General features: G+C 48.5%; 21 protein-coding genes. 3 read left to right on the top strand and 18 right to left on the bottom strand.

What is annotated here, in order from left to right; all coding sequences use genetic code 11:
* Window position 1 precedes the first annotated feature (1 nt).
* The 6 genes from V1498_RS05965 to V1498_RS05940 all read right to left on the bottom strand — a co-directional run bounded on the left by V1498_RS05965 (window position 2) and on the right by V1498_RS05940 (window position 8,897).
* Complete coding sequence (locus V1498_RS05965) at window positions 2-2,197, bottom strand: RelA/SpoT family protein (RefSeq protein WP_409297505.1); 2,196 nt, start codon at window positions 2,195-2,197, stop codon at window positions 2-4.
* A 333-nt stretch (window positions 2,198-2,530) separates the two neighbouring features.
* Window positions 2,531-3,043 carry an adenine phosphoribosyltransferase gene (locus V1498_RS05960; RefSeq protein ID WP_409289464.1) on the bottom strand — a complete coding sequence of 171 codons (513 nt, stop codon included), beginning with the start codon at window positions 3,041-3,043 and terminating at the stop codon, window positions 2,531-2,533.
* Window positions 3,034-5,391 (bottom strand): single-stranded-DNA-specific exonuclease RecJ, encoded by a 2,358-nt coding sequence (recJ, locus tag V1498_RS05955; protein WP_409297503.1) that lies wholly within the window; start codon window positions 5,389-5,391, stop codon window positions 3,034-3,036. The genes V1498_RS05960 and recJ overlap by 10 nt, the downstream gene beginning before the upstream one ends.
* Window positions 5,392-5,453: 62 nt before the next feature.
* Window positions 5,454-5,801, bottom strand: coding sequence for a lipopolysaccharide assembly LapA domain-containing protein (locus V1498_RS05950; RefSeq protein WP_409297502.1), 348 nt, complete (start codon window positions 5,799-5,801; stop codon window positions 5,454-5,456).
* A 316-nt stretch (window positions 5,802-6,117) separates the two neighbouring features.
* A complete protein-coding gene (gene secDF, locus V1498_RS05945) occupies window positions 6,118-8,373 on the bottom strand; it encodes a protein translocase subunit SecDF (protein ID WP_409297501.1) in 2,256 nt (751 codons plus the stop codon).
* Window positions 8,374-8,597: 224 nt separating this feature from the next.
* Window positions 8,598-8,897, bottom strand: coding sequence for a post-transcriptional regulator (locus V1498_RS05940; protein WP_409297499.1), 300 nt, complete (start codon window positions 8,895-8,897; stop codon window positions 8,598-8,600).
* Window positions 8,898-9,044: 147 nt separating this feature from the next.
* Here V1498_RS05940 and spoVB point away from each other — a divergent pair, with 147 nt between their 5' ends.
* Together spoVB and V1498_RS05930 are read left to right on the top strand one after the other, a co-directional pair.
* Window positions 9,045-10,613: a stage V sporulation protein B gene (gene spoVB / locus V1498_RS05935; protein ID WP_409297497.1), complete on the top strand. Its 1,569-nt coding sequence runs from the start codon at window positions 9,045-9,047 to the stop codon at window positions 10,611-10,613.
* Between the two features lie 140 nt (window positions 10,614-10,753).
* Window positions 10,754-11,137, top strand: coding sequence for a TIGR04086 family membrane protein (locus V1498_RS05930; RefSeq protein WP_409297496.1), 384 nt, complete (start codon window positions 10,754-10,756; stop codon window positions 11,135-11,137).
* 39 nt (window positions 11,138-11,176) lie between these two features.
* Here V1498_RS05930 and yajC read toward each other — a convergent pair whose 3' ends face one another.
* The 6 genes from yajC to V1498_RS05900 all read right to left on the bottom strand — a co-directional run bounded on the left by yajC (window position 11,177) and on the right by V1498_RS05900 (window position 16,078).
* On the bottom strand, window positions 11,177-11,467 hold the full coding sequence (yajC, locus tag V1498_RS05925; RefSeq protein ID WP_409297495.1) for a preprotein translocase subunit YajC: 291 nt from the start codon (window positions 11,465-11,467) through the stop codon (window positions 11,177-11,179).
* A gap of 18 nt (window positions 11,468-11,485) precedes the next feature.
* A complete protein-coding gene (gene tgt / locus V1498_RS05920) occupies window positions 11,486-12,625 on the bottom strand; it encodes a tRNA guanosine(34) transglycosylase Tgt (protein WP_409297493.1) in 1,140 nt (379 codons plus the stop codon).
* Between the two features lie 28 nt (window positions 12,626-12,653).
* Window positions 12,654-13,682: a tRNA preQ1(34) S-adenosylmethionine ribosyltransferase-isomerase QueA gene (gene queA / locus V1498_RS05915; RefSeq protein ID WP_409297492.1), complete on the bottom strand. Its 1,029-nt coding sequence runs from the start codon at window positions 13,680-13,682 to the stop codon at window positions 12,654-12,656.
* 104 nt (window positions 13,683-13,786) lie between these two features.
* Complete coding sequence (gene ruvB / locus V1498_RS05910) at window positions 13,787-14,788, bottom strand: Holliday junction branch migration DNA helicase RuvB (protein WP_409297490.1); 1,002 nt, start codon at window positions 14,786-14,788, stop codon at window positions 13,787-13,789.
* 12 nt (window positions 14,789-14,800) lie between these two features.
* Entirely contained in the window at window positions 14,801-15,412 is a 612-nt protein-coding gene (gene ruvA, locus V1498_RS05905; RefSeq protein WP_409297488.1) for a Holliday junction branch migration protein RuvA, read from the bottom strand.
* Between the two features lie 135 nt (window positions 15,413-15,547).
* Window positions 15,548-16,078: a BofC C-terminal domain-containing protein gene (locus tag V1498_RS05900; protein WP_409297486.1), complete on the bottom strand. Its 531-nt coding sequence runs from the start codon at window positions 16,076-16,078 to the stop codon at window positions 15,548-15,550.
* A 145-nt stretch (window positions 16,079-16,223) separates the two neighbouring features.
* On the opposite strand from V1498_RS05900, the gene V1498_RS05895 reads away from it, so the two are divergent.
* Entirely contained in the window at window positions 16,224-16,877 is a 654-nt protein-coding gene (locus V1498_RS05895; protein WP_409297484.1) for an SIMPL domain-containing protein, read from the top strand.
* Window positions 16,878-16,982: 105 nt separating this feature from the next.
* Here the strand turns inward: V1498_RS05895 and V1498_RS05890 are convergent, their stop codons facing one another.
* From V1498_RS05890 to nadB, 6 genes are all read right to left on the bottom strand, one after another.
* Window positions 16,983-17,633 carry a YhcN/YlaJ family sporulation lipoprotein gene (locus V1498_RS05890; protein ID WP_409297483.1) on the bottom strand — a complete coding sequence of 217 codons (651 nt, stop codon included), beginning with the start codon at window positions 17,631-17,633 and terminating at the stop codon, window positions 16,983-16,985.
* A gap of 107 nt (window positions 17,634-17,740) precedes the next feature.
* Window positions 17,741-18,736: a phosphotransferase gene (locus tag V1498_RS05885; RefSeq protein WP_409297481.1), complete on the bottom strand. Its 996-nt coding sequence runs from the start codon at window positions 18,734-18,736 to the stop codon at window positions 17,741-17,743.
* Window positions 18,726-20,678: a SafA/ExsA family spore coat assembly protein gene (gene safA, locus V1498_RS05880; protein ID WP_409297479.1), complete on the bottom strand. Its 1,953-nt coding sequence runs from the start codon at window positions 20,676-20,678 to the stop codon at window positions 18,726-18,728. Before safA ends, V1498_RS05885 begins: the two co-directional genes overlap by 11 nt.
* Window positions 20,679-20,974: 296 nt before the next feature.
* Entirely contained in the window at window positions 20,975-22,087 is a 1,113-nt protein-coding gene (gene nadA, locus V1498_RS05875) for a quinolinate synthase NadA (RefSeq protein WP_409297477.1), read from the bottom strand.
* Complete coding sequence (nadC, locus tag V1498_RS05870; protein WP_409297475.1) at window positions 22,084-22,941, bottom strand: carboxylating nicotinate-nucleotide diphosphorylase; 858 nt, start codon at window positions 22,939-22,941, stop codon at window positions 22,084-22,086. The genes nadA and nadC overlap by 4 nt, the downstream gene beginning before the upstream one ends.
* Complete coding sequence (nadB, locus tag V1498_RS05865) at window positions 22,928-24,505, bottom strand: L-aspartate oxidase (protein WP_409297473.1); 1,578 nt, start codon at window positions 24,503-24,505, stop codon at window positions 22,928-22,930. Before nadB ends, nadC begins: the two co-directional genes overlap by 14 nt.
* Window positions 24,506-24,641 lie beyond the last annotated feature (136 nt).

Below are 24,641 nucleotides of genomic sequence, written 5' to 3'. Positions count from 1 at the left end.
CTTAGTTCATTATTCTTCTGACTGCATATATATCGTGAATCTGCTTTATTCTCTCGACCACCTTATGCAGGTGATTGACATTATTGATGGAGATCGACATGTTGATGGTGGCCACCTTGTTGCGGTCCGAACGTCCCGACACTGCCGAGATATTGGTCTTTGTTTCATTCACTGCCTGCAGTACTTCATTTAACAGCCCGCTTCTGTCATAGCCGTTAATTTCAATATCTACATTATATTCCTTCCGTTCATTCAGGCCGCCTTCCCACTCAACAGGGATCAAGCGGTCTTCTGTTTCTTCACCTGCCAGGTTGGGGCAGTCAGAACGGTGAACAGACACTCCCCGTCCTTTTGTGATGAAACCGACTATCTCATCGCCGGGAACAGGGTTACAGCACCTGGAAAGACGGATCAGCAGGTTATCGATATCCCTGACGCGGACACCTGACTCCTTCTTCCTGCTGGAAGGAAATTTCTTCAGCTCGGCAACCGATTCAGCAATGGCCGTTTCCTGTTCCTTTTCCTTCTGCTTCCGCCATTTGTCTGTGAGGCGGTTCGCAAGCTGAAGTGCGGTGATGCCATTATATCCAACAGCGGCATACATATCTTCTTCATTGGCAAAATTGAATTTCTCGGCAACCCGCTTGATATTTTCGGCCGTCAGGATTTCCTTCAGGTCAAAATCCATCCCTCGGATTTCCTTCTCGACAAGCTCCTTGCCTTTTTCAACATTTTCATCCCGCCGCTGTTTCTTGAAAAATTGCCGTATTTTATTTTTCGCCTGTGATGTCTGGGCAAGCTTCAGCCAGTCCTGGCTTGGTCCATATGAATGCTTGGATGTCATGATTTCGACGATGTCGCCTGTTTTCAGCTTATAATCCAGGGTCACCATTTTTCCATTCACTTTGGCCCCAATGGTTTTGTTACCAATCTCAGAATGGATGCGATAAGAGAAGTCAATCGGCACAGATCCTGAAGGAAGCTCAATCACATCTCCTTTTGGGGTGAATACATAGACCATGTCGGAGAAAAGATCGATTTTCAGGCCTTCCATAAACTCTTCAGCATTGACAGCATCATTTTGGAATTCAAGGATTTCCCTGAACCATGACAGCTTATTGCCAAGCAGTGAAGGTGCATCGGCCTTCTTGTCCTCTTTATACGCCCAGTGTGCGGCAATCCCGAATTCTGCAATTCTGTGCATTTCGGTTGTCCGGATCTGCACTTCAAGGGGATCCCCTTTTGGTCCAATTACCGTTGTATGGAGAGACTGATACATATTCGGCTTTGGCATGGCGATATAATCCTTGAAACGGCCCGGCATAGGCTTCCAGCACGTATGGATGATTCCAAGGACCGCGTAGCAGTCTTTAATATTGCTTACCACAATCCGTACAGCAAGCAGATCATATATCTCACTGAACTGCTTATTCTGCAGAGCCATCTTCCTGTATATGCTGTAGATATGCTTCGGCCTGCCTGATATCTCGGCTTTGATATGAACATCCCCGAGCTCGCGCTTAACTTCATCGACGACTCCGTCAAGATACTCCTCGCGCTCTGCCCGCTTTTTCTTCATCAGGTTGACGATACGATAGTATTGCTGCGGATTAAGATAGCGGAGGGCTGTATCCTCAAGCTCCCATTTAACCTTCGAGATACCAAGCCGGTGTGCAAGGGGCGCGAAGATTTCCAGGGTCTCGTTTGAAATCCTGCGCTGCTTTTCAATCGGCAGATGCTTCAGTGTACGCATATTATGAAGCCTGTCAGCCAGTTTAATCAGGATGACCCTGATATCCTGTGCCATGGCGACAAACATTTTCCTGTGATTCTCGGCCTGCTGCTCTTCCTGTGACTTATACTTGATTTTCCCAAGCTTTGTCACTCCATCCACAAGCATGGCTGTTTCTTCTCCAAAGGCATCCTTCAGGTCTTGAAGAGTCACTTCGGTATCTTCTACCACATCATGCAAAAAACCGGCAGCAATAGTAGAGGCATCCATCTGCAGATCTGCAAGGATTCCCGCTACCTGTACCGGGTGGATGATGTATGGCTCTCCCGATTTCCGGAATTGGTTCCTGTGGGCATGCTCGGCAAACTTAAAGGCTTTATCCAAAAAGTCTGTATCTTCAGCACCGAGATATTCCCTGGCCCTCAGTATTACCTGGTCAGCGCTTAGTATTTGTTCATTAGCCATTCAATCACCTTTTTATATATGAATTATCCGTCTAGATAAATAAAAGCTTTTAGTCATAGCACTATTTTTCTAATTGTACTTATTATTAAAAAAAAAGAAAAGGATGTAAAGAGAAAATCGCCCTTTTTGGCATACTTCACATAATTTCCCTATCATTTTTGGACAATATATCTAATTATCCGCCCTTATTTTACAAATTGCAACAAAAAACTACAACAAAAAAAAGAAAGAGCCAGCCCCCTCGCATTGCCAGGAGACAGCTGCTTTTTAAGCGCACCTGAATCTGGCAAAACGCGGGGGCCGGCCCTTATGGGTAAGACCCTTTATCTAAGATTAATATTTCATCAATGTCAGGATATCGTATTTATCCAGCTTGTTTCTTCCATCAAGGTAAGAGAGCTCGATAAGGAAGGCAATTCCTGCCACAACTCCGCCAAGTTCTTCGACCAGCTGGATCGTCGCCTCAATAGTGCCTCCTGTAGCAAGCAGGTCATCCGTGATCAGGACGCGCTGTCCCGGCTTGATGGCATCCTTATGGATGGTCAGCACATCCTTGCCGTATTCAAGGCCGTATTGAACCTTGACCGTTTCACGGGGAAGCTTGCCTTCCTTACGTACAGGAGCAAATCCTAAGCCAAGGGAATAAGCTACCGGACAGCCGATGATGAAGCCCCTGGCTTCTGGGCCAACAACGATGTCAATTTCCTTTTCGCGTGCATATTCAACAATCTGGTCTGTAGCATATTTATAGGCTTCACCATTATCCATAAGGGTGGTGATGTCCTTAAACTTAATTCCCGGCTTTGGCCAGTCAGGAACGATTGTTATAAATTGTTTCAAATCCATTGTTTGTTTTCCTCCTCAAGGAATGCGGTCTCTTCTATTAATTGATTAAACTTATCATATAATTCACGGTATGTGGAATAAAGCAGCTCCTGCTCCAGCTCAAACTGCTCCTGTTTTTGGCGGTAGGCAACAGAATCACCCAGATCCCGTTTTTTTACACTTTTATTGAGAGTAATCAATCCATTGTTTATTTTAACAAATTCTAATTCAAAAAACACCTGCGACATGAATTCTACTGTTTCTTTCGTCCAGCCCCGCTGCTTGGCAAGCTGTCCGCCGTGGGCCCGAAGGTCAAACGATTCCCTTTGGGCAAGGAAGGCGTAGAACCATTTGAAATGTTCCCTGGAAGGCCTTGTGCTGAAGAAATGGCTCTGCCTTTGCTGCAAGTGTGCATAAATCCGGTGCGGCTTATGCCCTGAGAGCAATGCTGCCAGGGAGTCTCGAGACTGGGGCATATCAAAGAGAACAATATTTTCCCCGTCAATCTCAGGAGCAGATGATACAGGATCAAAAAGAACAGCCTGGCTTTCCCTGCCCGGCGGCAGGCTGGTGAGTGATTCCTGGTTAAACACAATGAAACGGAAATCCTCCGAGCCAGGTACATCCAGCCATTTAGCCGGGGATATTCCCCTGCAGTCAAACAGCTGCCAGCTGCTGACCGCTATGTCAGATAAGAAGATCTGGGGCTTTCTGACATTATTCCACTCATTGACCGACAGTTCTCCAATGACTGATACTTTTGAAAAAGGTGAGATATGGTCAAATTGTTCTCCAAGACCGAATCCAACTCCGTCAAGCACCGCCCTGCCATCATTCAGCATAAGCTTGAGATGATTTTTGTCTGCCCCTATTTTTCTGATTGACTCGAGCGGAACAGAATCAATCAGAACCCTGGGCTTTGGATTTCCCATCCCAAAAGGAGATAGCATGGTCATTTCTTCAATGGCTGCAAGGGAAATTTCATCGAGGGTTATTTCACTGTCCAGATTGGTTATGGGAATGAAATCTTCTTCGGTCATCTCTTCTTGTGCAAGTTCATTCATACGCATTCTAAGGCTTCCCACATCACTGAGCTGAAGAGTCATTCCTGCAGCCATGGGATGTCCGCCGAAATGCGGAAGAATATCCCGGCATTTTGACAGGTTCGCGAATAAATCAAAGCCCTGGATGCTTCTCGCCGAACCTTTGGCAATCCCTTTTTCCTCGTCAAAGCTGAGTATGATGGCCGGACGATAAAATTTGTCCACAAGCTTCGATGCTACGATCCCTACGATGCCCGGGTTCCAGCCGGATTTTCCCACAATGATTACTTTATGATCGCTTGCCGGGAAATTCGCTTCCACTTCCTTCACGGCTTCTTCAACGGTCTGGCTTACAATCGCCTGGCGTTCTTTATTCATTTGATCGATTTCAGAAGCAAGGATTTCAGCCTCTTCCCCGTCACGTGTAAGCAGCAGCTCGACGGCAGGATTTGCGCTTCCCAGCCGGCCGGCCGCATTGATCCTTGGGGCGATACCAAATCCAATCGTTTCCTCATTTACAGAGTCCTGCCTGCCATTTGCCTTCTTTAGGATTGCCTTCAAGCCCGGCCGGTCCGTTTTTTGGAGCTGTCTGATGCCTGCAGCGGCAATCAGCCTGTTCTCACCAAACAATGGAACCAGGTCAGCGATGGTCCCGATGGCTGCAAGCTCCAGCAATTCCTTTGGCAGCCTTCCGGTCAGTGCATGGGCAAGCTTGAGTGCCACCCCCACTCCTGCCAGTTCCTTGAATGGATAAGTGCTGCCAGGAATTTTAGGATGTATCAGTGCAAGCGCAGACGGAAGAACCGGACCAGGCTCATGGTGATCCGTAATGATATAGTCTATGCCGGCATTTTTAAGAAAATCCGCTTCAGCTGCGGCAGATATTCCTGTATCAACAGTAATAATCAGGCTTGCTCCTTCTTTGACGGCTCTTTCAAATGCGGGAATATTGGGGCCGTAGCCTTCTGTGAATCTATTTGGAATATAATAGGCAGCATCTGCCCCCAGCTGTTTGAGGGTGATCATCAACACTGAGGTGCTGGTGACTCCATCTGCGTCATAATCGCCGAAGATCAATATTTTTTCTTTATCTTGAATCGCTCTATGTATCCGCTCGACAGCCTTTTCCATGTCATTGAAAAGGAAGGGATCGTGGAAGGGCTCATCTTCACTAAATAAAAAAGACCGTGCCGAATCAGCATCTTCCAGTCCACGGTTCACTAATAATTTTGCTACAAGAGGTGTGATTTTTAACTGTTCCGCTAATTCTTGCACTCTCTCGGTATTCGCATCTTTCAGGATCCAGCGAGTTTTTGATTTAAGCATACATTCACCCCTTAACCTCCCTTATTATACAAAAGAGGCCAAGGGGTTTCAATGCAGAATATTTACCTCCTGTCAGCGGCGTTTCCACCGCTGTACACGGTTTGTTCCTGTTCTTCCAGGCCATCCTGGGCAGGCGTCTGCCTTTCGGCCAATTCCAGCTGAACTTCCTTTTCGTCCCGTTCCTGCTTCAGCCTGCGGATTTCCCGCCTTTGGGAAAACACCCTGATCAGGCCAAGCGACCCTGCAATAATCCCACCCATAAAAGCAGAACTGAGAATCACCAGAATAAGCGGAATACGGGAAGTGCCAAACACATAATTCACCGTCACGCTGTCTACATTCACCACAGCAAATACAGCCACAACCAGTGCAAATGCCAGTGCTATTATAAAAGTCCACTGTGTTTTCATACATCCACCTCCATAGAATGGGTACCTTTCTAATTTCCCCTGTTTTCACAGGTTAAAAACCAGGACCAAAAGAAGGCTTGGGTAGCATAAACCAAAAATGAGTTTTCTAATTGCAGCTCATGCATGAAAAGGAACCGTGCCGAGAAGGAACAAACACAATAAGGCGGTGGAGCGGAGTAAGGCGAAAGGGAATGCCAGCAAGACCAATGATGGTGATACCAAGCTGCAGGAAGCCTTATGGTACGTGCAGCTCCGCCCTTTTCCCACAGAAAAAAGACCCGCACAGGCAGCAGCCATATGCGGGTTCTTTATCTTTTTACACTTGTGGTTCCGAGCTGGTCTTCTTCTTTTCGACAAAAGTCTGCAGGGAGCCTTTTTGTTTAAGTTCTTTTGTTTTAAAGTCAAGCCATAATTGTGCTGCGATAAATAAGGAAGAGTATACTCCGCAGATTAATCCCATTAAAAGGGCGAATGAGAAATTGAAGAGTGTTTCGCTTCCGAGCAGCAGCAGGGCGATAACCGGTATGATGACCATGAGCACCGTGTTGACGGAGCGGCCGAAAGTCTGCCGCAGACTTACATTTACAATGTCCTCAAGCTCCTGCGGTGTCTTGATCTTCCGTTTCTTCTTCATATTTTCACGGATCCGGTCAAAGGTTACGATTGTATCATTGATTGAATAACCTACTATGGTCAGGACTGCCGCGATGAAGGTGATATCCACTTCCAACCGGATCAGACTGAATACTGTGACAATGAAAAAAGCGTCATGCAGCAGCGCAAGCACTGCCGGGAAGGCCATTTTCCATTCATATCTCAGTGTTACATAGATGATGATTCCGAGTGAGGCGATCAGAATAGCGTAGAATGCATTCTTTGCAAGCTCCCTTCCGATTGTCGGCGATACGGTGCTCACCGTCGGATCGCTGCCATATTTATCCTCAATCCCTTTTTTAACCTTGGAAATCTCCTGCTTATCCATGACCCCTTTCAGCCTGACGACAGCCGTCTTATTCCCCTGTCCTGACAGGACTATATCGTCAGCCTCAAAGCCGAGGGATTCAAATTCGTCCCTGACTTCGCTGGTTGTAAGGGCTTTGTCCGATTTAAGCTCGATCCTTGTCCCGCTCGTGAAGTCAATGGCGAGATTCAGCTTGAACACCAATAGGAAGATAATGCCCAGAACCGTAAGAAGGACGGAGAAGGCATAAAACTTCTTCCGGTGCTTGACAAAATCAATACGGTCAAAGCGGGTCGGCATGCTGAAGGAATCCGTGGAATCCTTGAGATCATGAATATCCTTTTTGCGGACACCGAACCAGCTGAACTTTTTATTCAGGAAATTGCTCTGAATCCAAAGGTTCATAAGGATCCTGGACAGGAATACATTTGTAAAGAAACTTAACAGGATAGCAATGATGAGCATGGTTGCGAACCCTTTTACAGAGCTGTTACCGTAAACAAACAGCACTCCCGCTGCCAGGAGCGTGGTTAAGTTCGCATCCAGGATAGTAACGAAGGAGTTCTTATTACCCGCTGCAAACGCTGATTTAATGGTACGTCCCAGCTTGATTTCATCCTTGATCCGTTCATACGTAATGATATTTGTATCAACAGCTATCCCCACGCCCAGCACCAGGGCCGCGAGGCCAGGCAGGGTCAGAACCCCCTGCATCAGCTGGAATATGAGAAGCGTAAGGTAAATATAAGCCGCGAGGGTGATGATAGCGATAAAGCCCGGGAACCGGTAATAGACAAGCATGAACAGGAAAATGGCGACAATGCCGATGATTCCTGCTTCAATGGTCTTATGCAGTGCTTCCTCCCCGAATTTTGCACCAACGGATGTTGAATACTTTTCGTCGAGCTCCACCGGGAGCGCCCCGGCATTAAGAAGGTTTGCAAGCTCTGTCGCTTCCTCCACCTTGAAGCTGCCCGTAATATAGACCGTCTTCGAATCAATGATTTTTGAAACTCCAGGGGCAGATATCATATTGTCATGTGTATCAGGCTTCTGGTAGGAATCTTTTCCTTCCTCGAAATCAAGCCAGATGGCAAGAACATTCGCACCCTGCGGCAATTGGGAAAGATTTTGTGTGATGTCCTTGAATTTCCCGGCATCCTTCAGTGTGACTTCTACTGCCGGAGAGTTTTCGTAGAAGGTCTGTTTGGCTCCATTTGCCTTCAGGTCCGCCCCGCTCAGCAGCACTTTATCATTGTAATCCCGGAAAGTGAGCTTTGCCTGGGTGGAAAGGATTTCACGGGCCTTGTCCTGATCCTTTACTCCGGCAAGCTGTACCCGGATGCGGTCCTTTCCTTCTATCTGGATGTTCGGCTCACTCACTCCAAGGACGTTTACACGCTTTTCAAGCGCGCTTGCAGTACTCTTCAGTGTGGCATTCGTGACCTTTTGTCCCTTTTCAGGCTGAACTTCGTACAGGACTTCAAACCCGCCCTGCAGATCCAGACCGAGGTTGATCTTATTCAGTATACTGTTGGATGTAGTACCTATCGTTGCAAGCATTGCCAGCAACAAGATAAAAAAGGCAGCTATCCTAGCTCTTTTTACCATTTTCTGTGTTGCCTCCTCTGTATTCAATCACTTTGAAGCTGTTTAGCTCATATGTATGTTCTGCATCACTCCTGACCCTATGAAGATATAAACGATCTAAAGAAAGCCTGGCGCCTGCCAGGCGTTGTCTCGCATATTTACCTTTTGCTGGCAGTAAAAACCATCACAAAGAACATTATGATTCAATTTAAATTCACTGTCAATTTGCTATTTTTAAAACATGACTAAAATAACAGGTCTTTCAGCTCTTTTTTTCCTTCTGCACTGAAAATCGAGGGCTGCTTAAAGGCTTCAATCGTCGTAAAATTCATAAATTCACTCACTGTAAGCGAAAGAATATCCTCTACAACTTCAAAAAGGCGGATGTCTTCCTTCGGCTTCTTCCATTTCTTTCTGGTCAGATAGAGCCACAATTCGTCCTCCTTGACTTCCCCATAACCAAGCAGGGCAAATTCGTCCAGCTTACTGTCCAGTGCCGGCCTGACCTTCTCTCTATAATGCTGATATGGATGCTCTGCATTCATATGAAACGCTCCATTCCGTCAGTTATTTACAGTTTCGGTTCCCCTGATACGTTGAGTTTTTAAAATGGCCTGTCATGCTTTGTCCACCCTGATGCATATAGTTAATTGTATATGAATTCACTATTTTTGAGAAGGCAGGGATTGTCGTTGTCAAAGTTTTTGAAAGGAACCATGATTCTTCTGGCAGCTGGCTTGATTACAAGAATTCTTGGATTTATTAATAGAATTGTCGTCGCCAGATCCATAGGGGAAGAAGGCGTGGGGCTGTTCATGATGGCCTTCCCCACCCTCATCCTGGTCATCTCTATCATACAGCTCGGCCTCCCTGTTGCCATTTCAAAATGCGTCGCCGAAGCAGCGGCAAGCAATAATGAGAAAAAGGTAAAAAAGATTCTTGTCGTCTCACTGAGCACCACCCTCGGGCTGAGTATCATTTTCACCCCTATTCTCGCAGTCTGCGCTCCCGTCCTGTCCAAATACCTGTTTACCGATACACGCATCGTCTATCCGCTGCTTGCGATGGTGCCCATCATTCCAATCGTCGCTGTTTCTTCGGTACTCAGGGGATACTTCCAGGGCAGGCAGAATATGAAGCCGGCCGCCTACTCTCAGGTGCTCGAACAGGTTGTGAGGATATCGCTTGTCGCATTCCTTACTGTCAAGTTCCTCCCGTATGGGGTGGAATATGCCGCAGCTGCGGCCATGAGTGCGAATGTGATTGGAGAATTGGTGTCGCTCTTGTATCTTCTTGCCATGTTCAAGCTTAAGAAACATTTCCGCTTCCGCCGTAACTTCTTTCAGGCGGTCAAGTCAGGAAAAAGCACATTCCAGGAATTGATGGAAGTAGCCCTCCCAACAACAGGGGGACGGCTGATTGGGTCGCTGTCATGGTTTGCAGAACCCATTGTGGTGGCACAGAGCCTGGCTATGGCAGGTGTCGCATCCTCTCTTGCCACAAGACAGTACGGGGAATTAACAGGCTACGCCCTGCCGCTTTTAATGCTGCCTTCCTTTGTGACCTATTCTCTATCCACTTCCTTGATTCCGGCCCTGAGCGAGGCCAACTATTCGGGGAACGGGAGGCTTGTTGAGCACCGGCTGCAGCAGGCACTCCGGTTTTCCTTCTTGACCGGCGCCCTTTCCGCAGCCATCCTGTACATCCTGGCCGATCCGCTCATGGAGGCCCTGTACGGTACATCGCATGCTGCGGTATTTATTAAATTCCTGGCTCCGTTCTTTATCTTTTCCTATTATCAGGCCCCGCTGCAGGCAGCCCTGCAGGCATTGAACATGGCCAGGGCCGCCATGTACAACAGTTTAATCGGCGCTGTATTAAAGACAGCTGTCATCTTCATCTTTGCCTCTCAGGAAGCCTTCGGGATCATGGGTGCCGCAGCCGGGATTGCAGTCGGCACAGTGCTTGTGACGATGCTCCACTATGCGACCATCATGAAAAAAATCAATATGAGCATCCATATAAGGCCCTACTTTTTCACCTTTCTCATCCTTGTCCCTGTTTGCGCAGCCGGACACTGGATTTATTACCATATCCTGAACGACACAACTGCAGCAATCCGCCTCCTGCTTGCTGTCGGGGTGATGGCCCTCTTATTCATCATACTGATGTTCCTGTGCAGACTCATGAGCCGGGAGGAAACAAAAAGAATCCCGTTATTCGGAAACATGCTGCTTGCCTTATTTTACAGACGGTCATGAATTTATAAGCTTGGACTTCTAATTACCGTTTCATTTGAATATGCATGTAGGGAAACAGGGGATGCAGGCCGCTGCTGTAAGTAAAACAGACCATGAATTCAGCAGTATGACTTTTATATCTATTTGAGGGAGTGGGACAGGTGGAGTCTAGGAAAATAGGGAGCGCAGTACTTTTTGGTGTCGGTTCAATTTTCATGATGGCAGCATTGGCCAGTTTTATCTTTTCCATATTATTAAGGTTCACATCATTGACTGAAGCCTCCTTAACATATCCGGTTATGATTGTATCCTTTATATCCATGTTCCTTGGAGGCTTCATTACCGGCGGCAAGGGAAAAAGGCAGGGCTGGCTCATTGGCGGGGGGACGGGCCTGCTCTACAGCGTCATCATTTTGCTGTTTCAATACCTGGGACATGATTCACTCTTTTCATTGAAACAGCTGATTTATCATACCTGCTTTATAGTCACCGCCATGATGGGTGCAATCCTTGGGGTCAATATAAGTACAAGTTCGACTAAATAAAAAAACAGCGGCAGCCCCGGAGGGACAGCCGCTGTTCTTTTATTTTTCCAGTGAAACACTTGCTTCCTGTGCCTTTTCCGTTACTTCACGGACAGCCGCACGGTCATATGTAAGCCTGCTGCCGTCGCCGCAGCGGATAACCATCTTGTTCTCATCAAGAGAATCCACAATTCCGTGAAGCCCGCCGATGGTGACAATTTTGTCTCCCTTCGCAAGGCCTCCCTGCATGGTCTGGACAGCTTTTTGACGCTTTTGCTGCGGACGGATCAGCAGGAAATAAAACAATACAAACATTAACAGCAATGGCAGTAATGAACCTAATGAACCCATATCTTCAACCTCCTTTGATTAAAAATTCTTGGCATCCGGTTTATTGAAGCCGTAGCGCTCAAAGAATTCTTCTCTGAAGTCGCCAAGGCGGTCTTCCCTGATAGCCTGTCTGACTTGCTCCATTAAGTTTACCAGAAAATGAAGGTTATGATAAGTCGTTAGACGAATTCCCAATGTTTCTTCACAGCGGATTAAATGGCGGATGTAGGCTCTTGAGTAATTCTGGCAGACGTGGCAGCTGCAATTTTCGTCAAGCGGACCGAAATCTCTGGCATACTTGGCGTTCTTTATGACCACCCTGCCGCCGCTTGTCATCAATGTGCCGTTCCTTGCTATCCGGGTCGGCAGGACGCAGTCAAACATATCAATGCCTCTTATGGCACCATCAATCAGAGAATCCGGGGAACCGACACCCATCAGATACCGGGGCTTGTCCGCCGGCAGAAGCGGAGTGGTAAATTCAAGCACCCTGTTCATGACATCCTTTGGCTCACCCACTGAAAGACCGCCGACAGCATATCCCGGGAAATCGAGCGAAGTGAGATCCATCGCACTCTGTCTGCGCAGATCTTCATATTCTCCGCCCTGAACGATGCCAAACAGCCCCTGGTCACCCGGCCGGCCATGCGCGTTCAGGCAGCGTTCGGCCCAGCGGGAGGTACGTTCAACAGACTTCTTCATATATTCATGGGTAGCCGGGAATGGCGGACATTCATCAAAGGCCATCATGATATCAGAACCGAGATCATTTTGAATCTGCATCGCTTTCTCTGGTGAAAGGAACAGCTTGTCCCCGTTCAAGTGGTTGCGGAAGTGGACTCCCTCTTCTTCAATCTTCCGGAATTCACTCAAACTGAATACCTGGAAACCGCCTGAATCTGTAAGGATGGCCTTGTCCCAATTCATGAATTTATGCAGGCCGCCCGCTTCCCTTATAATGTCATTGCCGGGTCTCAGCCACAGGTGATAGGTATTGCTGAGGATGATCCCCGCTCCCATGGCTGTCAGTTCTTCAGGCGACATGGTTTTGACTGTCGCCATTGTCCCCACCGGCATAAACACGGGAGTCTCAAAGGAGCCGTGCGGAGTATGTACGATCCCAAGCCTCGCCCCTGTCTGTTTGCATGTTTTAATATGTTCGTATCTAATAGGGTTCACTCTTGTATCTCCTTCCATTGTGCCTCGTTTATTTGATAAACATGGCATCCCCAAAGCTGAAGAAACGGTAGCGTTCCTCTACAGCCGCATTATAAGCATTTAAAATATTTTCTCTTCCCGCCAGCGCACTCACAAGCATAATGAGTGTGGATTTTGGCAGGTGGAAGTTTGTGATCATTCCGTCAATTGCCTTGAACTCATATCCTGGATAGATAAATATATTCGTCCAGCCGGAATCTTCCCTGAATTCACCGCTGTTTTTTGCTGCTATGGATTCCAGGGTCCTTGTCGAAGTGGTGCCCACCGTGATGATGCGCCCTCCCTCTTCCTTTACCTGATTCAACAGCCGTGCTGTGCCCTCTGTCATTATAAAATACTCCGAGTGCATTTCATGCTCATCTACATCCTCGGCACTGACCGGCCTGAAGGTTCCAAGTCCGACATGCAGAGTAATAAACGAAATATGGACCCCCATTTCCTTGATTTCCTCAAGGAGCTGTTCAGTGAAATGAAGTCCCGCGGTCGGTGCTGCGGCAGAGCCACGTTCCCGTGCGTATACGGTCTGATAGCGGTCCTGATCCTCCAGCTGTTCTTTTATATAAGGCGGCAGGGGCATCTGGCCGAGCTCTTCCAGCACCTCATAAAAGATTCCATCATAGCTGAAATGAAGGATTCTTCCCCCATGGTCGCCAAGTGCTTCGCACACTGCTTTGAGCCTGCCTCCCCCAAAGACGATTTCTGTTCCTTCTTTGATTCGTTTGGCCGGTTTGACCAGTGCTTCCCATTTATCGCCTCCCTGCTGTTTCAGCAGAAGGACCTCTATCTTTGCGCCTGTATCCGCTTTGACGCCAAGAAGTCTTGCGGGGAGCACTTTTGTATCATTAAGGACCAGACTGTCGCCAGGCCGCAGATAATCTTTAATATTTTTGAATACCTCGTGGCTGATCTCGCCCGTTTCTTTGTCAAGAACCATGAGCCTGCTCTCCGCTCTCTGTTCGAGTGGAGTCTGGGCAATCAGCTCTTCAGGCAAATGAAAATCAAATAAATCTACCTTCATTTTTACACTTCCGTTCTTTGCAGCTTCTATAGGCCGGCCGGCAGCCAGCAATTTTCAGCATACCATATTCATGCTCTCATTATGCAAATAAAACACACACCATCCTATGCAGTCGGCATCTCGATATTAAAATGCTCGTACACGAGCGGGGTGGCAATCCTTCCGCGAGGTGTTCTCTGGATAAACCCGATCTGCAGCAGGTAAGGTTCATATACATCCTCGATCGTATGGGATTCCTCCCCTATGGTGGCTGAAATAGTATCCAGCCCCACCGGACCGCCCCTGAAACGCTCAATGATCCCTTTAAGTAATTTATGGTCAATATGATCCAGTCCTAAACGGTCCACCTGCATCAATTCCAGGGCCTGACCGGCCATTGCCATTGTGACAAGCCCGTTCCCCCTAACCTGTGCGAAGTCACGGACCCTCCTTAAGAGGCGGTTGGCGATCCTGGGTGTTCCCCTGGATCTTCTCGCTATTTCATCTGCCGCTTCCCCATCGATTTCAGTCTCCAGGATTTCAGCTGTCCGTACGACAATTTGCTTCAGCTGTTCCACTGTGTAATACTCCAGCCTGCTAAGGACCCCGAAGCGGTCCCTGAGCGGGGCGGATAAAGAGCCGGCCCTGGTAGTCGCTCCCACCAGTGTGAAGGGAGGCAGATCAAGCCTTACAGACCGCGCTGCAGGCCCTTTCCCAATGACTATGTCCAGGCAGAAATCCTCCATCGCAGGATACAGCACTTCCTCTACAGCTCTAGGCAGCCTGTGGATCTCGTCTATGAATAACACATCCCCCGGCTGCAGGGCGCTGAGGATGGCCGCAAGATCTCCCGGCCTCTCGATAGCAGGACCGGCAGCCGTCCTGAGATTCACACCCATTTCATTCGCGATGATTGCCGCAAGGGTTGTTTTACCAAGACCCGGCGGACCGTACAGCAGGACATGATCAAGCGTCTCAGACCGCATTCTCGCAGCCTCTATGAAGATTTCAAGATTGGATTTCACCTTGTCCTGCCCGATGTACTGCCTTAAATTCTGAGGACGCAGACTTAACTCATATGATAGTTCGGCAGAGTCTGCTTCCTGGTTTACTATTCTGTCATCCATAACATGCACCTTCTATCTTAAAAGAGTCTGCAGGGCACGCTTTATGTACTCTTCAGTGGTCAGGTTTTCCCGAGCCAGTTCTTTTGCTGCCCTGGCGGTTTCCTTGTCAGAGTATCCCAAGGCCTTCAGCGCAAGAACAGCCTCCTCCAGCTCCTCTGGATGACTGCTGCCGATAAAGCGCTCAGCATTATCATTGAATAAATTGGGGAAATATTCAGGCACTACATGCTCAAGCTTTCCTTTCAGGTCGAGGACAATCTGCCTTGCCGTTTTCTTCCCTACTCCCGGGAATTTCACCAGGAACTTCTCATCTTCATTTTCAATGGCCTGCACCACCTGTCCGACCTGTCCTGATGCAAGGATAGCGAGCGCCCCCTTTGGCCCGATTCCCGTTACGTTCAGGAGTTTTGTGAACAGCGCTTTTTCTTCGCGTGTTTCAAAGCCGTAGAGGGCTGCGATATCCTCTCTAACGTGATGATAAATAAAGACTTTGACTTCTGCATGTCCTTTTTTTGAAAAAACAAAAGGATTAGGTGCCATGATTTGATACCCGATCCCATTATTCTCAATGACCATATATTCAGGCCCAATATACTCCACTGTTCCTTTGATAAAATCGTACAAATGTGTTCGCTCCTCTGTTTTGCTGTACACCATTTTACCATACAATCCGTAAGAAGTTTATAAAAAACACAGCAAGGATGTGAACATTTGTTCTTATTTATACAGCGATAAAAGGCTGCCTGCCGGGCAGCCCTTTCACTTTGAATATGATTTAAAGGTTTCAATCACTTCATTATATTGTTGTCTGTCAGAAATCTTGATGCCATCCGTAAGCTGCCTTTGCCGGGATCCTTCCAGTTTTCTCATATCAAGCTGAAAAAAGGATTGGATAATACGATATTCCCTTGGCCGGCCATTGAAGATAGAGAGGGTTCCGCCATCACTGAGCCCAAAATAGCCATTGGATTTCAGCAGAGGAGATATATCATTCACCGGCTTTTTCAATATAATTTGCTTTTTATTTTGGGCTACAAGTTCCCAGCCTGTATATTGGGCGAAAAAATCCTCCATGGACCAAATCCGCTCCTTGATCTTTTCTTCACTCACATCACCATCTACATAAACTCTCTGCAGAATGACTTCCCGCATTTGAGGATTCTGCAAGCTATGGCCTGAAGCCCCTGCAGCAATATTTCCCTTCACATCTTCCCCGCACGCGAATGAGGAGGAGGCCCCATGGCAAAAACCGCCCAGCAGACATAATAAAAAGAACAGATATTTTTTCATAGCAACCACCTTTTTAGCATCGACTTAGGATTTATTCTGCCCAGTATCACCCAGAATATCCAATCTGTCCAGTGCGGAAGTCCCCGACGGTCATTCCTGCCTGCCCCCTGTCATATAGTAGGAGAAAAACAAAGGGGAGATTGATATGATAAAACACGCCAGGACACCTGTTATCAGAGTAAACGGTTCAGGAACAATCAATGTCCTGCCAGACCGCTCCTCACTGCAGGCAGGAGTCATAACGGAAGGGAAAAATGCTGCAGCCGTCCAGGCTGATAATTCCGAAGCTTCCGCAGCGGTCATTTCTGCCCTTCTGCAGCTTGGGATAGAAAGAAAGGATATTAAGACACAGGATTACCGCCTGGAAATCTTATACGATTATACAGAAGGAAAGCAGACCATGAAGGGCTATAAAGTGACCCATATCCTGGACATACGTGTACCCGGCACTCTGTCAGCTGGAAAAGTGATGGATGAAGCCGTAAGGAGCGGGGCCAATTATATTGCTGGTCCAGCTTTCGAGGTATCGAGCTCAGCGAAGTATTATCTGAAGGCGCTGTCTCTTGCTGTCCAGGATGCACAGAAGAAGGCGGCTGCACTCGCAGCCTCCGTCCAGGCCAGGATCATTCCACAGCCTCTTGAAATCATTGAACATACAAGCGGCGGCGGGGATCAGGTGATGGGCATAAGCACGGCTGCCTTTGCTGCAAAAACTGTACCGATTGAGCCTGGTCAAAATCAGATTACGGCAAAGATTACCGCCCTCTTCAGCTATCAAACCCAGCCAGCACAATCATAAAATCTACAAAGAAAGGACCGGCCGCTTCAACCGTACAATAGGGCTCCATTCCGCCCGCCTATTGTACGGCAGCAGAAGCAGGCCGGCTCTTATAGGGCTGTAACCTTATTCTCCATACCATTTATTTCCCCTGACATTCCTGAAGAGGTCCTTAAGATCGGAATTGACAAGGCTTCTCGGCCCACCATCCCTTAGATCATTATCAAGTGTTTCGATCCGGCTGTACGTCCCCCGGTCGGTCACCACAGTCAATTCACGGCCGCCTGCTGTGCTCTGGAGCGCTTCCTGCAGCTCTTTCTGAGTTAAGGCTTTATTTTCATCCTTGAATAAAACAACGGCAATAATTACCCGGTCTTTATATACAGCTGCCCTGGCTGTGCTCACATTATGATTCTGTATGGCTTTCCGCTCCAGCTTTTGAGTGAGCCTTCCTTCATATGCATTGTAATAGGAAGGACGCACGCTCATGGCTCCTCCCGGTTTTGCCCGCCCCAGGTGATCATGATAATTTTTATCTCGGCTTACATGTCCATCGCCCTGATATACCGCTGCATTTTTGTCTTTATAATACTTTTCCTGATTGGGCTTGTCCCTATGACGTGACTGTATATTAAACATGCGCGGAATCACACCATACGCATTATTGGAAACCATATCCGTCCCATCCTCATATACAGGATGGCTTCCATTTACTCCATATTCAGCCTGGTCATCCCGGCTGCAGCCAGCGGACACCATCAGGAACAGGAGAATCAATCCAGTTCCAAGCTTTTTCAGGTGAAGTCCCCCTTTTGCTTTTATTCACTGAGCATCAGCTGCTCGATGATAGTATTTGTTAAAAAGGGGGATATCCACCTGACATTTTAAGGAGAGATTTTACTTTCCAAATACTTGATCTGCCGTGCGAGCCGGCGCTGAAAGCGGGACCGCTGCTCAAAATCTTCCACTGTCAGCTTCCATACTGAATGGATATGGTGCTGGCTTAAAATTTTGTGATCCCTTGCCAGTCTGTTCCATTCCCGCAGGATATCCGTCGGGTAGCACAGCCCATATAAAAATGCAGGATTTTCCTGGAGCTTCTTAAAAGCATGATAAGACCATAATTCCTCCAGCGAATATGAAATCGCAGGAAGAATCCGGTTTGCATATTGCAGGTAATCTGTTATGGCCGGGGATTTGGAGAGCAGATCCCAGTCTATCAGGTACAATTCACCCGACTCTACCCTCAGAAAATTGTGATAGGCAACATCTCCATGAGTGATCACCTCAGGCTGATCGTACAGCCGCGTTTCGTTTTCCTTCAGCCCCGCAAGCGACCATTCCGCCCAGGCAATGACCCTTTTGATGATGGAAGGGGGCACATATTCCGCGACGATATGGGTTATTTTCTTAAATTCTTCCAGGCGCTCAGTCCATTTGGCACTCTGGTTATACCTCGGGATTGAAAAGGAAAACCTTTTATCCCCCAATACTTTTCCGCTTGCTTTATGGAGCTCCCCAAGCAGTGCCAGCCCTTCTTCGCGGTCAGTCCTCGAATGGAAACGGAACACATCCTTATGCGGTTTTAAATACTCTAACAGCGCAAAATGAGATCCCTGGTATTCAAGCGGAGTCAAGGAAAAAAGGAACGAATACGTTTTATGGAATCCATGTTCCTTCACGAGCTTAGTGAAAGAGCGCTGAATCTGGTACTTTCTCTTGTTTGAAAAACCCTTTATAAAAAAGGTTTTCCTTTTTGCCTGGATTTTGAAGACATTATTCCTGATTTTTTCTATTTTTTGGGGTTCGATCCCATTTTGCTTCAAATAAGCAAGGAGACGAGCGCGAAAGGCGCTGTCTCCCTTTTTATTAACGCCCATAATCCTCACTTTCATCTGCGAAGCCGGGTGGACCATAGAAAGGGTAGGGAGCAAACGGTGCCGGACCAGCTTCAAATGGATTCCTCATTCCCGGCTGGCCCGCCTGGCCTCCATACGGACTTCCCCCGTATCCCGGCTGGCCCATCTGGCCACCGTACGGGCTTCCCCCATATCCCGGCTGGCCCATCTGCCCTCCGTATGGGCTTCCCCCAGTCCCTGGCTGGCTCATTTGCCCTCCATACGGACTTCCTCCGGTTCCCGGCTGGCCCATCTGCCCTCCATACGGACTTCCCCCATATCCCGGCTGGCCCATCTGCCCCCCATAAGGGCTTCCGTCAGCAGACTCGCCCATCTGGCTTCCGTACGGGCTTCCTCCATATCCTGGCTGACCCATCTGCCCTCCGTACGGGCTTCCTCCGTATCCCGGCTGACCCATCTGCCCTCCGTACGGGCTTCCCCCGTATCCCGGCTGGCCCATCTGCCCTCCGTATGGGCTTCCCCCGTATCCCGGCTGGCCCATCTGTCCTCCGTATGGGCTTCCTCCATATCCCGGCTGGCCCATCTGTCCTCCGTATGGGCTTCCCCCACATCCCGGCTGGCCCATCTGCCCTCCGTATGGGCTTCCCCCATATCCCGGCTGGCCCATCTGCCCTCCGTAAGGACTTCCTCCATATCCCGGCTGGCCCATCTGCCCTCCGTAAGGACTTCCTCCGTATCCCGGCTGACCCATCTGGCCCCCATAAGGGCTTCCCCCGTATCCTGACTGTCCCATCATTCCTTGTGGATCCATAGATTCCATTCCTCCCATTTGTTGTCCTGGATTAGTCAAAGATTGTGAATAAGCGGCCGGAGCAGGGCTTCCGCACCCACAATCCCCGCCGGCCTGGGCAGTTGGCTGGGCATACTGGCCCATCACCTGCTGCGGGGCATACTGCTGTCCGCCATGCATTAGATTGCCATAATACATGGAATGCTTTGGCATACTGCTTGATTCAAATGATGAGCTGGATGACTCATGGTGGTGTCCATAAGGATTCATCCCCCCACTCTTCCCTGCATACGGCATATGTTGATGCCCTCCTCCGTACATTTGGTAATAATGGCTGTATCCGCCCGGATCATGCTGGTGGCCGGTTCCGGCCATAGAAGAAGATGACTCCATGATGCTGGAGCTTTCTTCCTGCATCATGTGTGGCTGCTGCATATATGTTCCCTGCATTCCCGGCAGGACTGGCTGCTGCATATATGTTCCCTGAACCTGCGGCTGATAGGGCTGCTGATACATAGGCATCTGGGGGAACATGCCCCCCATGGGTGCTGCCGGCCCATCACAGAATCCTGTTCCCGGCATAACAGGCGTGATGGGTACACACTCCTGCTGTGCTGCCATTACTGGCATTTTCGGCGGAGATTCCGGCGACTCCGGCGACTCCGGCGACTCCGGCGATTCCATTTTCAGCTCTTTTTTCTTGGGGGGCATGACGTTTGGCGCTTTAGGCGGTTTAGGTGCAGGCTTAGGCGGCTGCACAGACATTTCAGCCATATTGACCATATAATAATTATTAATATCGGTTACATTCATTTCTGGCTGTGCAGCCTGGCTAATGACTGGGGGGGCAGCCGGAAATGCTTCAGGCTTTGGGGCCGTCTGCATGGCCGGGGCAGGCTGGATCGGAGCCTCCTTAACCGGTTTAGGCTGCTCTTTGAATGGAAGCGCTCCTCCCTTCGGTGACTCTTTTGCATTGTAGTTGATTTTTGCTCCCGGCGCTGCTTCAGTTTTCAGCTGTTTGGCTGTCCCGGGGATTTTTATCTTCATACCAGGCATGATCATATCTGGATTGCTCAATTGAGAATTCAGCTTTTTTAACTCTTCGAAATTCACTCCATATTTCTTTGAGAGATTCCAGAGCGTATCCCCTTTTTTTGCAATATGAATTTTCAAGATGTCTTCCCTCCTATGCAAATGTCCTTATATCCTATGAGGAACTGGGCAAAGTGCTAACATTATTTTCATGAAAACTTATGCCCCTGCCGCTTGTTTTAGAAGGCTGGAGGGAAATAAATACATAATGGGAAGGAGTCTGCAGAAATTCTCCCGGCTTCTTTCCTCCATTAAAAAGGTGTTTTCGCATACATTGTGGCTATTGGCAGAACTCATTAAAAAACAACAGTCTTTTTTTAATATTCACTAAAAAAAAAAACCTGCCCGAGAGTAAACGGGCAGAGTTCACGAAAGTCTCATACATATTCAAGCATCCTGTTTAAAGCCAGGATGGCGAACTCGGAGGTATCCTGATCCACTTTTATTTCATTCTGGGGGCTTCCTTTTTCTATGCATTCCAGTGACCAGAGCAGGTGCGGAAGGTCGATCCGGTTCATGGTCAGGCATGGGCACATTTGCGGGTTAAGCGAGATAATTTCTTTATCCGGATGCATCTGTTTCAGCCGGTTCACGAGGTTCATTTCTGTTCCGACTGCCCATTGTGTGCCAGGTGCAGCCTCATCGATCTTTTGGATGATATAGGACGTCGATCCGCTGTAATCAGAGAGCGCTGTGACTTCCCTCCTGCATTCAGGATGGACGATAATATTCATCTCCGGTTTTTCTTTGCGGATTTGTTCGATATTATGGATGGTGAAGTTTTCATGGACCGAGCAATGCCCTTTCCACAAGATGACCCCCGCGCCCCCCGGATCACCATTTTCATCCATGATCAGTCTGCCTGCATAGGGATCCCATACGCCCATATTCTTTAATGGGATGCCAAGGTCATAGGCTGTGTTTCTCCCCAGATGCTGATCGGGCAGAAAGAGAATTCTCTTTTTCTGAGTAAATGCCCATTCTACCATCTTATGTGCATTGGAGGAAGTCACCGTTGCCCCGCCATGCCTGCCCACGAAAGCCTTGATATCAGCCGTGGAATTCACATATGTAAGAGGGATGATGGTGTTCCCGTAAACTGCCTGGAGCTCAGTCCACGCTTTCTCGGTCTGGGTGAGATTGGCCATATCAGCCATGGAACAGCCGGCACGCATATCAGGAAGGACCACTGTCTGGCTGTCATCCGTCAGGATATCGGCTGTTTCTGCCATAAAATGCACGCCGCAGAATACAATGTGCCTGGCATCTTTATTTGCAGCTGAGATTTGGGCGAGCTGCAGGGAATCTCCTGTGGCATCCGCAAATTTTATTACTTCATCCTTTTGGTAATGATGCCCGGGAATAAAGAGGGCTTTGCCCAGCTTTTCCTTTATTTCAAGAACCCGCTGCTCCATTTCCCTTCTTGGCATTGAAAGGTACCTCTCAGGGATCATGGCATGCCGGATTTGAACTGCTTCAAGTATGTTCATTGATAGCTCTCCCTTACTATATTCACTCCTGCTTTGGCACTGATATCCAGCGCCTGTACCGAGTGTGTCAGATACCCAAGTGATATGACATCCACTCCGGTTTCCCTGTAATCTGCCAGATTATCAAGAGTGATTCCCCCCGAAGCCTCAATGATGATATCCTGCGGGATTATGGCAGCACATTCCTTCATTAATTGTGGAGTCATATTGTCGAGCATGATGATATCAGCTCCTGCAGCCACAGCTTCGGCAACTTCTTCGTAGGATTCTGCCTCCACTTCGATTTTGACAGTATGCCCGATCTTCTCCTTGATCTTCTCCACAGCGGCTGTAATCGATCCTGCAAATGAGATGTGATTATCCTTGATCATGACACTATCTGATAATCCCATCCGGTGATTATAGGCACCTCCACATGTAACTGCGTATTTTTCAAGCATCCGCAGCCCTGGGGTCGTTTTCCTTGTGTCACAGATCTTGATCCCGGATCCCTCCAGCCTATCCGAAGCCCGCCTGGCATTGGTGGCTATGCCGCTCATCCGCTGGACTAGATTAAGAATGACCCTTTCTCCCTTGAGGAGTGACCCCATATTCCCATAGACGGATGCCAGTACCTCCCCAGCCCCGATGCGCTCTCCGTCCCTGACAAAGACACTGATGTCCGCCCCGTTATCCATCAGCCGGAATCCTTCCTCAATGACTGCCCTCCCGGCAAAAATCCCCTCCGCTTTTGCAATAAACGAGATTTCGCCGCTGGACTCCGCATCGAACAACAAGTCGCTTGTGATATCGCGCTCCCCAATATCCTCTATGAAGAATTGTTCCAGCATCTGCTTTAATTTAATTTTGTTCAACATACTCTCTCCCTTCTAAAAATACCTGCAGCCGCCGGGTGTCCCATGTGAGAGCAGCCTTTGCCCACTCTGTGTTTTCTTCCGGAAAATCTTCCCTGTAATGGCTTCCCCGGCTTTCTGTCCGGGCCAGGGCTGCCCTGGCTGCCGTCCAGGCTGTAACCAGGTTCATGGCATCCAGACTATCTTCCAGCCCCAGGCCTGAAAGATCCCCATGCAGCACTTCATATAAATCAAAGCTCTCAAGCCAGCTGCATAGCAGCCCCAGTCCGGATTGGTCTCTTGTAATTCCGCAATGCTTCATCATCATTTCCCTAAGCATCCGCTGTTCCGGGAGCTTTAAAGCATTATTAACCGTTCTTCGCGGGACAGGAGCTGTATCATATTTCCTGGACCCTGCCTCCGCTAAATGGATGCCAAGCCTGGTTCCTGAGACAAGTCCCTCAAGCAGCGAGTTGCTGGCAAGGCGGTTCGCTCCATGAACCCCTGTACACGCAGCTTCACCCACTGCATATAAAAAGGGCACTGATGTCATGCAGGCGGGGCCGGTTTTGATTCCTCCCATAAGGAAATGTGCGCCAGGTGCAACAGGAAGTTTACCCAGGGAAGGCTCTGCACCTGCAGTACGGCATATCGCCGCTATCCCCGGAAACTTTTTCCCGAAATCGGGAATGCCTGATATATCCAGATAAACAGCTGTACCCGCTTCCAAATGGCTGAAAATGGTCTGTGCCACTATATGCCTCGGTGCCAGGTCTCCAAGCGGGTGGATCCCCTCCATGATCGGCGTGCCTGCTGCAGTGACCAGCACTGCTCCTTCCCCGCGGACAGCTTCGGATATCAGCCCCCGTGTTTTCCCGTCCACATATAAAAGGGTGGGATGAAATTGGATGAATTCCATATCAACAAGTTCTGCTCCTGCTTTTAAGGCCATGGCAAGTCCGGTACCGGTGGCAGACGGAGCATTGGAAGTAAACTGGAATAAGGCACCCATCCCCCCTGTAGCCAGTACCACGTGCTGCGCATAATAAGTCTTTACAGACCCCTCTTCTGTCTTGCAGACTGTGCCAATGCATTCCCCAGCCCTGTTCACCAGCAGCTCCACAGCTGTTTCATTTTCAATGATGGTAATACGGGTCTCATCTTCCGCCCGTGTGAGCATATGCTCCATGATCTTCCTGCCTGTAGAATCTCCGCAGCAATGAAGGATCCTTCTTTCAGAATGCGCCCCTTCAAGTCCAAGGGAAAGCTGCCCACTCTCATTTCTGTCAAATTGAAGGCCGGATTCAATCAGCCTTTCTATGGCTGCCGGTCCGCTTTCCACCAAATCATAAACCTGTGGGAGGTTATTATATCCACAGCCCGCCGCAATCGTATCCTTTGCATGCTTTTCCACTGTATCGCCAGGAGCCGTGACTGCGGCAATTCCTCCCTGGGCGAGAAATGAATTGCTTTCATCCTGCCTGGACTTTGTGATTATTATCACATTTTTATGTACGGCAGCTTCAATAGCGGTACTCATTGCAGCGATACCGCTTCCTATTATGATTATGTCAGTATGTTCCATATGCAGCCCTCCTGTTATAACAGGTGTCTTGACACATATGTTTACATATTATTAAACTATTTACAAGAGATTTTTTTATGGCTGTTTTCGCAGACATTGTGGCTATTGGAAAAGAAAGTTGATTTCCGCTGCAGGT

It is taken from the genome of Paraperibacillus marinus (assembly GCF_046237605.1).
In the GTDB taxonomy this organism is placed as follows: domain Bacteria; phylum Bacillota; class Bacilli; order Bacillales; family DSM-1321; genus Paraperibacillus; species Paraperibacillus marinus.
The sequence above is the reverse complement of the archived record's forward strand: the minus strand, read 5'-3'. Positions and strand labels throughout refer to the sequence as shown.

Coding starts and splice junctions, on each gene's coding strand:
- V1498_RS05965 (WP_409297505.1), bottom strand. CDS start 2,197: ATGGCTAATGAACAAATACTAAGCGCTGACCAGGTAATACTGAGGGCC.
- V1498_RS05960 (WP_409289464.1), bottom strand. CDS start 3,043: ATGGATTTGAAACAATTTATAACAATCGTTCCTGACTGGCCAAAGCCG.
- recJ (WP_409297503.1), bottom strand. CDS start 5,391: ATGCTTAAATCAAAAACTCGCTGGATCCTGAAAGATGCGAATACCGAG.
- V1498_RS05950 (WP_409297502.1), bottom strand. CDS start 5,801: ATGAAAACACAGTGGACTTTTATAATAGCACTGGCATTTGCACTGGTT.
- secDF (WP_409297501.1), bottom strand. CDS start 8,373: ATGGTAAAAAGAGCTAGGATAGCTGCCTTTTTTATCTTGTTGCTGGCA.
- V1498_RS05940 (WP_409297499.1), bottom strand. CDS start 8,897: ATGAATGCAGAGCATCCATATCAGCATTATAGAGAGAAGGTCAGGCCG.
- yajC (WP_409297495.1), bottom strand. CDS start 11,467: ATGGGTTCATTAGGTTCATTACTGCCATTGCTGTTAATGTTTGTATTG.
- queA (WP_409297492.1), bottom strand. CDS start 13,682: ATGAAGGTAGATTTATTTGATTTTCATTTGCCTGAAGAGCTGATTGCC.
- ruvB (WP_409297490.1), bottom strand. CDS start 14,788: ATGGATGACAGAATAGTAAACCAGGAAGCAGACTCTGCCGAACTATCA.
- V1498_RS05900 (WP_409297486.1), bottom strand. CDS start 16,078: ATGAAAAAATATCTGTTCTTTTTATTATGTCTGCTGGGCGGTTTTTGC.
- V1498_RS05895 (WP_409297484.1), top strand. CDS start 16,224: ATGATAAAACACGCCAGGACACCTGTTATCAGAGTAAACGGTTCAGGA.
- V1498_RS05885 (WP_409297481.1), bottom strand. CDS start 18,736: ATGGGCGTTAATAAAAAGGGAGACAGCGCCTTTCGCGCTCGTCTCCTT.
- nadA (WP_409297477.1), bottom strand. CDS start 22,087: ATGAACATACTTGAAGCAGTTCAAATCCGGCATGCCATGATCCCTGAG.
- nadB (WP_409297473.1), bottom strand. CDS start 24,505: ATGGAACATACTGACATAATCATAATAGGAAGCGGTATCGCTGCAATG.